At 76.2% G+C, this 9,785-nt stretch carries 11 protein-coding genes; 5 read left to right on the top strand and 6 right to left on the bottom strand.

From position 1 onward, the window contains the following. The 3 genes from N866_RS12860 to N866_RS22710 all read left to right on the top strand — a co-directional run. A partial coding sequence (locus N866_RS12860; RefSeq protein ID WP_034226915.1) for a (2Fe-2S)-binding protein occupies nucleotides 1-484 on the top strand: 484 nt, incomplete at its 5' end. Nucleotides 485-567: 83 nt separating this feature from the next. Further along, nucleotides 568-1,095 (top strand): transporter substrate-binding domain-containing protein, encoded by a 528-nt coding sequence (locus tag N866_RS12855; RefSeq protein WP_034226914.1) that lies wholly within the window; start codon nucleotides 568-570, stop codon nucleotides 1,093-1,095. Further along, nucleotides 1,092-3,476: an FAD-dependent oxidoreductase gene (locus N866_RS22710; protein WP_081802628.1), complete on the top strand. Its 2,385-nt coding sequence runs from the start codon at nucleotides 1,092-1,094 to the stop codon at nucleotides 3,474-3,476. The genes N866_RS12855 and N866_RS22710 overlap by 4 nt, the downstream gene beginning before the upstream one ends. Here N866_RS22710 and N866_RS12845 read toward each other — a convergent pair. Together N866_RS12845 and N866_RS12840 are read right to left on the bottom strand one after the other, a co-directional pair. Continuing rightward, nucleotides 3,452-3,694 carry a DUF6480 family protein gene (locus N866_RS12845; protein ID WP_034226912.1) on the bottom strand — a complete coding sequence of 81 codons (243 nt, stop codon included), beginning with the start codon at nucleotides 3,692-3,694 and terminating at the stop codon, nucleotides 3,452-3,454. The genes N866_RS22710 and N866_RS12845 overlap by 25 nt on opposite strands. A gap of 79 nt (nucleotides 3,695-3,773) precedes the next feature. Beyond that, nucleotides 3,774-4,874, bottom strand: coding sequence for an LLM class flavin-dependent oxidoreductase (locus tag N866_RS12840; RefSeq protein ID WP_425393959.1), 1,101 nt, complete (start codon nucleotides 4,872-4,874; stop codon nucleotides 3,774-3,776). Between the two features lie 107 nt (nucleotides 4,875-4,981). Between N866_RS12840 and N866_RS12835 the strand changes: the two genes are divergently transcribed. Together N866_RS12835 and N866_RS12830 are read left to right on the top strand one after the other, a co-directional pair. After that, nucleotides 4,982-5,956, top strand: coding sequence for a glycosyltransferase family 2 protein (locus N866_RS12835; protein ID WP_052023016.1), 975 nt, complete (start codon nucleotides 4,982-4,984; stop codon nucleotides 5,954-5,956). After that, nucleotides 5,953-6,936, top strand: coding sequence for a UDP-glucuronic acid decarboxylase family protein (locus N866_RS12830; protein WP_052023015.1), 984 nt, complete (start codon nucleotides 5,953-5,955; stop codon nucleotides 6,934-6,936). The genes N866_RS12835 and N866_RS12830 overlap by 4 nt, the downstream gene beginning before the upstream one ends. A gap of 19 nt (nucleotides 6,937-6,955) precedes the next feature. Here the strand turns inward: N866_RS12830 and N866_RS12825 are convergent, their stop codons facing one another. The 4 genes from N866_RS12825 to N866_RS12810 all read right to left on the bottom strand — a co-directional run. Then, the gene (locus tag N866_RS12825; RefSeq protein WP_155855354.1) at nucleotides 6,956-7,396 is read right to left on the bottom strand and encodes a VOC family protein; all 441 of its coding nucleotides are present in this window, start codon (nucleotides 7,394-7,396) and stop codon (nucleotides 6,956-6,958) included. A 22-nt stretch (nucleotides 7,397-7,418) separates the two neighbouring features. After that, nucleotides 7,419-8,474 carry a glycosyltransferase family 9 protein gene (locus N866_RS12820; protein WP_081802626.1) on the bottom strand — a complete coding sequence of 352 codons (1,056 nt, stop codon included), beginning with the start codon at nucleotides 8,472-8,474 and terminating at the stop codon, nucleotides 7,419-7,421. Next, nucleotides 8,471-9,205, bottom strand: coding sequence for an SDR family oxidoreductase (locus N866_RS12815; RefSeq protein WP_245612583.1), 735 nt, complete (start codon nucleotides 9,203-9,205; stop codon nucleotides 8,471-8,473). Before N866_RS12815 ends, N866_RS12820 begins: the two co-directional genes overlap by 4 nt. A gap of 41 nt (nucleotides 9,206-9,246) precedes the next feature. After that, a partial coding sequence (locus N866_RS12810; RefSeq protein ID WP_155855353.1) for an adenylyltransferase/cytidyltransferase family protein occupies nucleotides 9,247-9,785 on the bottom strand: 539 nt, incomplete at its 5' end.

Below are 9,785 nucleotides of genomic sequence, written 5' to 3'. Positions count from 1 at the left end.
CCGGCGCGCGGTCGCCCTGAGCGACCCGCGCACCGGCCGGCACGTCGAGGTCGTGGTGGCCGACGGCGTCGTCGTCGGCGCGACCTGCGTGGGCGACGCCCGGACGGCCGCGGACCTCACCACCGCCTACACGCGTCGCACCCCGGTCCCCGCCGACCCCGCGCACCTGCTCCTCTCCCCCGTGCGCGGGGCGGCGGCCCCCACCTCCGAGCCGTCCCCCACGCTCATGCCGGACCGCGCCACCGTCTGCCGCTGCAACGGCGTGACCAAGGGCGAGATCGTGGCCTGCTGGCACGACGGCGCCCGGGACGTCGCCGCGGTGGCCCGGCGTACCCGCGCGACGACGGGCTGCGGGGGCTGCACCGACGCCGTGTGCGGGATCGTCGACTGGCTGGCGCGCAGCGACGTCGGCGAGGAGCCGGAGCGCACCGGCGAGGGAGCACGGGCGGCGACGGCCCACCGCCCGGTGACCGTGCGCGGCTGACGGCGCGCTGACCAGGGGTCCTGTCGCCGCCGGAGCCCGCCGTTCGACGTGCGGACCGGCGGGATCGGAGTTCACTCTGCAGCATGAGCACTGCGAAGGCGGTCGTGGCCCGGCGGGCGCTGCCGGTCGTCGTCCTCGGTGCCCTCGTCCTGCCGGTCGCCGGCTGCGGGCTCGTCCCCGAGCAGTTCCCCGCCGACCCGAAGGGCACCCTCACGCGGGTCGAGGGCGGCTTCCTGCGGGTGGGCGTGTCGCCCCACCCGCCCTGGACCGAGCTGCCCGACGGCGCGGACGCGGACCCGCTGGAGCCGACGGGGCTCGAGGCGGACCTCGTCGCCGGCTTCGCCGAGGAGGTCGGTGCCGAGGTCGTGTGGGAGGCCGGCACGGAGGAGCAGCTCCTCGGGGACCTGGAGGCCGGCAAGCTCGACCTCGTCGTCGGCGGCTTCACGGCGCGCACGCCCTGGGTGTCCCACGCGGCCGTCACGCGCCCCTACACGACCGTCCCGGCCGAGACGGGCGAGGACGAGCCGCACGTCATGCTCACGCCGATGGGCGAGAACGCCTTCCTCGTCGCCCTGGAGCGGTACCTCCTGGACCAGGAGGTGGGCGGATGAGCGCGGCGGCGCGGGGCGCGGGCCGCGAGCGCACCCGGTTCGGCCACACCGAGCTCCCCGAGGAGCAGGAGCGGGCGCTGCGCCGTGCGGTGCGCCTCGCCTGGCTGACGATCGGCTTCCTCCTCACCGCCGTCGTGCTGCTGTTCCTGGTGATGGGCAGCTCGCAGGCGATGAAGGCCGCGTGGGCCGAGGACCTGCTGTCGTTCATCCCGCCGTTCGCGTTCCTCGTGGCGCTGCGCCTGACCCGCAAGCCCCCCTCCCCGAACCACCCCTACGGGCACCACCGGTCGGTGGGCGTCGGGCACCTCGTCGCCGGGACCTCGCTGGTCATCATGGGGACGTTCCTCGTGTGGGACAGCGCCACGGGGCTGCTCAAGCAGGAGCACCCGCCGATCGGCCTCATGGAGGTCGCCGGTCACCAGGTCTGGTCCGGCTGGCTGATGATCGGCGCCCTCGCGTACACCCTCGTGCCGCCGGTCCTCCTCGGCCGGGCGAAGATGCCGCTCGCGGAGCAGCTGCACGACCGGGTCCTCTACGCCGACGCCGACATGAACAAGGCGGACTGGATGACGGCCGCCGGCGGCATCGTCGGGATCCTCGGCGTCGGGCTGGGGCTGTGGTGGGCGGACGCCGCCGCCGCGCTGTTCATCTCCGGCAGCATCCTGCGCGACGGCGTCGGCAACGTCCGGACCGCGGTCACGGCGCTCATGGACGCCCGCGCGAGCACCGTGGACGGCAGCGAGGTCCACCCCTTGGTGGGCCGCGTCGACGAGCGCCTGCGCGCGCTGCCCTGGGTCCAGGAGGCGGGGTCGCGCGTGCGCGACGAGGGGCACGTCTTCCACGTCGAGGCGTTCGTCGTGCCGGTCGCGGGCATCCCGCCGGAGCTGACCCAGCTGCGCGAGGCCCGCCAGGCGGTGTGCGACCTGGACTGGAAGGTGCAGGACGTCGTCGTCGCCCCCACCGAGGGGCTGCCGCGCGACCTGCTGCCCGGACTGCCGGAGCCGGACGACACCACGGACGTCGCCGACCGCCGCCGCGCGCGCGGCCGGCGCGAGCCCCTCGCCGAGGGTCAACGACGCCGGCTGACCCCCACCCGGGCCGTACGTCCGGGGCGCGGCGGGGATCGGCACCGGACGATGGACGGGCAGGGGCGGACCGGTCGGTCGACGGGGACCGGGCGGCGGTGGTGGGAGGGACCCGTGACAGCGCGCGTCGTCGTCGTCGGTGGTGGGTACGGGGGCTGCGCCGTGGCGCAGGCGCTCGACGACGTCGCGGACGTCGTGCTCGTGGAGCCGCGGGACGGGTTCGTCCACACCGTCGGGGCGCTGCGCGCAGCCGTCGACCCGACGTGGGAGGACCGCGTCTTCCGGCCCTACGACACGCTGCTGCGGCGGGGGCACGTCCTGCACGACTGGGTGCGCTCGGTCTCGCCCGGCGTGGTCCTGCTGTCGACGACGCAGCGGCTCGAGGCGGACTTCGTCGTCCTGGCGACCGGCACGAGCTACGCCTTCCCCGCCAAGACGGGGGACCTCACCCGCGTCGGCGCCGTGGCGGCGCTCGCCCGGATGCGCGACGACCTCGCCCGCTGCGACAGCGTGCTCGTCGAGGGCGGCGGTCCCGTCGGGCTGGAGCTGGCGGGCGAGCTCGCGCACGCGTTCGAGGACCTGCGGGTCGTCGTCGTCGAGGAGGCGCCGGAGGTCCTGCCCGGCGAGGAGGTGGAACCCGGCCTCCGGGCCTCGGTGGTCCGGCAGCTCACCGACCTCGGCGTCGAGCTCGTCACCGGCTCCCCCCTGGTCGCACCGCCCCCCTACGAGGTGGGCCGCTACGGGCCGTTCGTCGCCGAGACCGCCGCCGGCGTGCAGGTCGACGCCCAGATGTGGTTCCGGTGCCACGGCGCCCGACCGCTCACCGACTACCTCGACGACGACCTGGTGGCCCTGCGGCGCTGCGACCGGACCCTGCGGGTCACGCGGCACCTGTCGCTCGTGGGCGAGGACCGGCTGTTCGCCGTCGGGGACATCACCGACATGCCGGAGGACAAGCGCGCCACCGTCGCCCAGGTGCACGCGGCGGTGGTGACCCAGAACATCCGCGACCTGCTGGCGGGCCACGCGCCGACGGCCGCGCACCGGCCCGCACGACGGCGCATGGTCCTCGCGCTCGGCCCGGGTGCCGGGGCGGCGCAGGTCGAGCAGCCGGACGGCAGCGTCGTCCTGCTCGGCGCCGCCGAGACGGTGCGGCTCAAGGAGGACGACGTGCTGCGGACGGACCTGGTCTCCGGCGCCGGACCGCTCGTGGCGGCGGTGCCAGGGCAGGCGCGTCGAACGGCCCCGTCAGGTCAGGCGCGTCAGGCGGGTCAGCCGACGAGCCCGAGCGCGTAGCCGAGGAAGAACAGCGCGCCGACGACCGTCGTCGCGATGACGAGCCCGTACACGATCTTGTTCGTCCGCTCGCTCGGCAGCTCCGGCTGGTGCTGGGTGGTCCCGGGCGTCGCGCTGGACTCCCCCGGCGGCGTGTCCCCGGGGGCGACGCCGCCGCCGGGCTCCAGACCGGGGGTCTGGGCCGGGTCGGGGTCGGCGGGGTTCGGGGAGTGCGTCATGGGCTGACGGTAGGTCGCCCACCCTCCTCACGCGCGGGGAGGGTGCGCGGGGAGGGTGGGCGACCTCGCCCCGTCGTCCTCAGGCGAGCATGTCCCGCACCATCGGGCCGACCTTCGTCCCGTAGAGCTCGATGCTCCGCACGAGCTGCGCGTGCGGCATGGGGCCCGTGGCGTACTTGAGGTCGAACCGGCGGATGCCCAGGGCCCGGACCGACTCGGCGATCTTGCGCGCGACGGTCTCCGGGGAGCCGACGTAGAGCGCGCCCTCGTCGGCCTCGGCCTCGAAGTGGGCGCGGGTCGTCGGGCCCCAGCCGCGCTCGCGGCCGAGGCGGGAGTACATCGCCTCGTAGTGCGGCCACAGCTCCTCGCGCGCCCGCGCGTCGGTGTCCGCGACGTGGCCTGGCGAGTGGACGCCGATCGGCAGGTCCCCCTGACCCAGCTCCGTCAGGGCCCGGCGGTAGAGGTCGGCCAGCGGGGCGAAGCGGTGCGCGGGCCCGCCGATGATCGCCATCATGAGCGGCATCCCGTAGCGGGCGGCCCGCACGACCGACTCCGGGTTGCCGCCGACGCCGATCCACGTGGTCAGGCCGCCGGACGCGGTGCGGGGATGGACCTCGACGCCGCGCATGGGCGCCCGCGTGCTCCCGGACCACGTCACCGGCTCCTCGGCGAGGAGGTGGCTGAAGAGGTCGAGCTTCTCGGTGAAGAGCACCTCGTAGTCGGACAGGTCGTAGCCGAAGAGCGGGAAGGACTCGGTGAAGGAGCCGCGCCCGAGGATCACCTCGGCCCGGCCGCCCGAGAGGCCGTCCAGGGTCGCGAACCGCTGGAACACGCGGACCGGGTCGTCGCTGGACAGGACCGTCACGGCGGAGGCCAGCCGCAGGCGGGTGGTCCGGCCGGCGATCGCGGCGAGGACGACGTCCGGCGCGCTGACCGCGAAGTCCGGCCGGTGGTGCTCGCCGATGCCGAGGACGTCCACACCCGCCTGGTCGGCCACGACGCCCTGCTCCAGCACCTCGCGCAGCGTCACGGCGGGGTGCTGGAGGGCGCCGTCGGCGTCGCGCGTGACGTCGCCGAAGGTGTTGAGCCCGAGCTGGAGGGCAGGGGCGTCGGGAGCGGTCGCCGCGGGGGCCGGGCCGGCGGCGTCGTGGGGGGTGTCGTTGCTGCTCACGCCCGACAGAACGTGCCCGCGCGCCCGCCCTATTCCGGCCCGCCGTCCGGCGGGGCCGCGCCCAGGGAGCCTTGATCGACGGGCCGACCGCCCCATCCGCGGGTAGGACTGGGGGCATGGTGACCACGCCCGGACCCGACCCGCGCGTGCCCGGCGACCCCCCGTCCGTCGAGGACCCCCGCGTCACCGTGGTGGTCGCGAGCATGAATCGCCGGGGCGAGCTGCTGGAGAGCCTCGGCCGCCACCGCGCCCCGGTGGTGCTGGTCGACAACGGGTCGACCGACGGCACCGCCGCCGCCGTCCGCGCCGCCCACCCGCACGTGGACGTCGTCGAGCTGCCCCGCAACCTCGCCGCCGCGGCGCGCACCGTCGGCGCCCGCCGGGCCCGCACCGAGTACGTCGCCTTCGCCGACGACGACTCCTGGTGGTCCCCCGGCTCGCTGCGCACGGCCGCCGACGCCCTGGCCGACCATCCGACCGTGGCCCTGGTCAACGCGAGCGTCCTCGTGGGGCCCGACGAGCGGCCCGACCCGTTCGGCACCGTGCTGGCCGGTTCTCCCCTGCCGGGCGACGCCCTGCCCGGCCCGCGCGTCCTCGGCTTCATCGCGTGCGCCGCGATGGTCCGGCGCGACGCCTTCCTGGAGGTGGGCGGCTTCGACGACGTCGTCCGGTTCCCCGGTGAGGAGGAGCGCGTCGCCTGGGACCTCACGGCCGCCGGCTGGACGCTGGCCTACCTGCCCGAGGCCGTGGTGCACCACCACCCGTCGCCGCGGCGCCACTCCCCCGAGGCGCGGGTCCGGGCCATCACGCGGTCCGCGCTGCTCAGCACCGTCCTGCGCCTGCCCTGGCGCGACGTCGCCGCCCGGTGGCGCAGCGCCGTCGTCGGCGGGCGTGCGGGCAGTGCGCAGCCGGGGGCAGCCCTGCACCCGGGCGCGCAGGACGCCCTGCGGCTCGGTGCCCGGGACGCCCTGCGGGACGTCCCCCGCGCGCTGCGCCGACGCCGGGTGCTGCCGCCGCAGGTGCTCGCCGACCTGGACCTGCTGGCCCGTGAGGACGACCTGACCGCCGACAGCCGAGGAGGCCACCGATGACGAGCATCGACGACGCACGCCGAGCCCCCGCGAGGACCGGCCGGGTGGTCGTGACGGGCGGTGCCGGGTTCCTCGGCAGCCACCTGTGCACCGAGCTGGTGGCCCGCGGGTGGGAGGTCGTCTGCCTGGACAACTTCCTCACCGGGTCGCCCGCGAACGTCGCGCACCTCATGGGCGACGAGCGGTTCCAGCTCGTGCGGTGCGACGTCACCGACTTCATCCACGTCCCGGGCGCCGTCGACCTCGTGCTGCACTTCGCCTCGCCCGCCTCCCCGGTGGACTACCTCCAGCTGCCGATCCACACGCTCAAGGTCGGCTCGATCGGGACGGGCCACGCGCTCGGGCTGGCGATGGAGAAGGGGGCGCGGTTCCTCATCGCCTCGACGTCGGAGGTCTACGGCGACCCGCAGGAGCACCCGCAGCGCGAGGACTACTGGGGCCACGTCAACCCGATCGGGCCGCGCGGCGTGTACGACGAGGCGAAGCGCTACGCGGAGGCGCTGACGACGGCGTACCGGACGACGCACGGCGTCGACACCGCGATCGTGCGGATCTTCAACACCTACGGCCCGCGCATGCGCCCGTTCGACGGGCGCGCGATCCCGACGTTCATCCGGCAGGCGCTCGCCGGCGAGCCGCTCACGGTGGCCGGCGACGGCAGCCAGACGCGCTCGGTCTGCTACGTCGACGACCTGGTCCGCGGCATCCTCGCGCTCGCGGACAGCGGCGAGGCCGGGCCGGTGAACATCGGCAACCCGTCCGAGCGGACGGTCCTGGAGATCGCCCAGGACGTCGTCGCCGCGACCGGGTCCCGCTCCCGGATCGACTTCATCGAGCGGCCCGTCGACGACCCGACGGTCCGGCGGCCGGACACCACCAAGGCCCAGGAGCTGCTCGGCTGGGCGCCGGAGGTCCAGTGGCAGGAGGGGCTCGCGCGGACCGTCGCCTGGTTCCGGCAGGAGCTCGCCACGTCGGCGTGACGCCCGGACGGGTCCGGCGTCAGTCCACGAAGAGGCAGAACGGGTGACCCTCGGGGTCACGCAGGACGCGGACGTCCTCCTGGGGCTGGTGCTCCTCGAGCGTCGCGCCCAGCTCGAGGGCACGGCGGACGGCGGCGGCGACGTCGTCGACCTGGACGTCCAGGTGCATCTGCATCTGCTGCTCGCCCTCCCCCGCGGGCCAGGCCGGCGGCACGTGGAGGGCCTCGAGCTGGATCGACAGCCCGGGCCGGTCTGCGCCCGGGCGGACGCGGCACCACGTCTCGTCGTCGACGAACAGCTCCCACCCGAGCAGGTCGGCCCAGAAGCGGCCGAGGCGCTCCGGGTCGCGCGCGCCCAGCACCGTCGACCGCAGCTCGAAGGTGGGTCCGCTGGAACTCGTCCGTCCGGGGCTAGTCGGTCCGTGGCTCGGCGGTCCGTCGCTCGTCGGTCCGTCGCTCATCGGTCCTCCGCTCCTGGGTGCGTCACGCCAGCAGGGCGCTCACGGCAGCGTGCACCTCGTCCAGGGAGAGCGCCAGCAGGGCCGGGTCCGGCTCCTCGCCGTGCGGGTCACCCGGCCGCTCCGGGTCGCCGCGGTAGAGGACGCGATGGCGCTCGAGGTCCGTCGCGGGCCCCCAGCGGTGCGGCGGCGTGGGGCCGAAGAGCAGCACCGACGGCGTCCCGGCGGCCGTCGCGACGTGCGCGACCCCGGTGTCGCCGCAGACGACGAGCGCGGCCCGGGCGACGACGTCGGCGAGGCCGGGCAGGTCCAGGCGCCCTGCCGTGACGACCGCGCTGCCTGGCGGCAGGCCGAGGACCAGCGCCTCGGCGAGCTCGACCTCGTCCGGTCCGCCCGTGACGACGACGCGGCGGCCGTCCCGGACGAGCCGGTCGGCCAGGTGCGCCCACCGCTCGGCCGGCCAGCGCCGGGAGCCGGAGGCCGCGCCCGGGTGCAGGACGACGTCGCTCGGTGGCGGGTCCAGCCGCGGGTCCAGCCGCGGGTCCAGCCAAGGGTCCAGCCGCGGGTCCAGCCGCGGGTCCAGGCGCAGGTCCTCCGGACCGCACGCGGCACCGGTCGTCTCCCGCACCAAGCGGCACCACCGCTCGACCTCGTGCTCGTCGTCGTCCCACGCGGGACCGTCGGCGAACCCGTCGCAGGCGAACGCGACGAGCCGCCCCGGGGACGTCGCGCGCAGGACGTCGTGGCTCTGGGGCCCCTGGCCGTGGAGATTGACCGCGACGTCCGGGGGGCCGCCCACCACCTCGGCGAGGAGCGCGGGGTCGAGCGGCTCCACGGCGCGGACCCCGGAGGCCGGGAGGACCGCGTCCACCACCCCGAGGTCGCGCAGCCATCCCCCGACGCCGGCCGGTGCGGCGAGGAGGAGCCGGTGGTCGGGGAAGGCCCGGCGCAGCCCGCGCAGGGCGGGGACGCCGGTGAGCGCGTCCCCGAGGCCGAGGGCGCGCAGGGCGAGCACGGTCGGCCGGCGGAGGCTGTCCGCCGCTCCGCCCGCCTCGGCCGCCTCGCCCGCGGCGACGCTCACGGCCAGGAGGACTCGCCCGAGGCCATGACCAGCATCTCCCGGATCTCCGACCCGACCGGCTGCTGGAGAGCCGTGACGACGGTCGCGGCGGTGCTGCGGGGGTCGTTGAGGTCGGCGTCGGGGCCCGGCTTGTACTGCTCGGTCCGCCCGTCGAAGAACGCCGTCCGCATCCCGCCGGGGATGAGGAGGGTCACGCCGACACGACCGGCGTACTCGGCCGCGAGCGCGTGCGTGAACCCGCGCACCGCGAACTTCGACGCGCTGTACGCCGTCGCGTCGCTCATCCCCCGCAGGGACAGCGTCGAGCCGACGGTCACGACCGTGCCCCGCGCCTGCTCCAGGTGCGGCAGCGCGGCCCGGACGACCGCGACGGTGCCGAACAGGTTGACCCGGACGACCTTCTCCCAGGTCTCGGTGTCGATCTCGGTGAGCGGGCCGCACGCGTCGGTGCCCGCCGCGGTGACCAGGGCCGACGGCGGTCCGACCTGCTCGACGAGGCGCGCGACCGCCGCCTCGGCCGCCGCGGAGTCGGCGAGGTCGACCTCGACGTGGGCGACGCCCTCCTGCTGCGGCGGCACGCGGTCGAGCACGGCGGGGGTGCCACCGGCCGCCAGGACGGCGTCGACGACGGCGGCGCCGAGGCCGCTCGCGCCGCCGGTGATGTAGACGGTGCCGACGGTGCGGGGGGTGGGCAGGCCGGGGGTGGGCAGGGTGGAGGTGCTCGTGGTCACGAGGGTCCTTCCGAGTGGGTGGTTCCGGGTCAGGTGGGGGGTCAGGCGGTCTGGGCGGCGGACCGGGCGAGGATCGACGTCGTCGACCGCCCGCCCAGGTAGGGCAGGAGGACGACGCGCCCCCCGTGCTCCCGGACGACGGCGGCCTCGGGCAGCTCGGCGTCGCCGTAGTCGCCGCCCTTGGCCCAGACGTCGGGCCGGAGCAGCTCGAGGGCGGCGCGGGGGTCGTCCTCGTCGAACACGACGACGGCGTCGACGCAGTCGAACGCCTCGAGCACGCGGGCGCGGTCCCGGGCGGTGACGACGGGGCGCGACGGCCCCTTGAGCCGGCGGACCGACTCGTCGGAGTTGACGAGCACCACGAGGGCGTCGCCGAGGCGGCGCGCGGCCTGGAGGGTCGCGACGTGCCCGGCGTGCACGATGTCGAAGCCCCCGCCGGTCGCGACGAGGCGGCGCCCGCCGGAGCGGAGCCGTGCGGCGAGCGCAGCGGGGTCCTCGCCCTCGCCCTCGACGGCCCGCAGCGCGGGTCCCGCGTCCGAGGTGTGGTCCACCCGCGGGTCCGGTCCGGCGTGCCGCGGGG

It is taken from the genome of Actinotalea ferrariae CF5-4 (assembly GCF_000603945.1).
Classification (GTDB): Bacteria; Actinomycetota; Actinomycetes; order Actinomycetales; family Cellulomonadaceae; genus Actinotalea; species Actinotalea ferrariae.
This window is presented reverse-complemented; position numbering and strand designations above follow the sequence as displayed.